Genomic DNA, 622 nt, shown 5'->3' with positions numbered 1-622 from the left:
CATCTTCTGCACCATCTCTTTTACTACCTTAGGCGTCAACTCCTTAAGGCGCTGATCAATGATGGCTTCGATGTTTTCTTTGATTTCATCCATCATTGCCGGCGATTCAAGCTGCTCTTTAATTGCATTCTTCACAGAGTCGCTCTGGCTGATATCAACGATAGAGCTTTGCATCTTCTCTACGAACGGTTCTTTCAGTGGCTGAAGTGCCTCTGTACCACCAAGCATTGCAAGCATGCCGCCAAATTGAGAGTTGGCAATCACTTCAACCAGTGAATCAAAAGCTGGGTTGAGGTCGATCTTCTTAATCACTGGCTCTAGATTTAACGACTGACCACCCGCCATCTCGCTGCTTAGGAAGCGATCAATGTTCGTTTCAGTAAAGAACTGCTCCATCATCAGCTGTTTGATTGCCGCCTTAAACTGCTCAAAGCGAGCAGGGATTACCCCTGAGCCATACAGACCCGGTACCTTCTCAAACAGCATGTGTATCGCAAGCCAGTTAGTGATCGCGCCAGAAAATGCGAATAGGCCTGCGTAAAGTAAGTACTGGCTAGCCGTGAAATATCCGGCTGCGAGTAGAGCTAGGGCCACCGCGTTAGTGATAACACTCTTGTTCATA

Annotated in this window: 1 protein-coding gene; it reads right to left on the bottom strand. The window is 47.4% G+C overall.

All coding sequences use genetic code 11. The features are described 5' to 3' along the window. On the bottom strand, positions 1–621 hold a 621-nt coding region (locus KIV40_RS31930; RefSeq protein WP_285353345.1), incomplete at its 3' end, for a DUF445 family protein. Position 622 lies beyond the last annotated feature (1 nt).

The organism is Vibrio sp. D173a, assembly GCF_030248475.1.
This window is presented reverse-complemented; position numbering and strand designations above follow the sequence as displayed.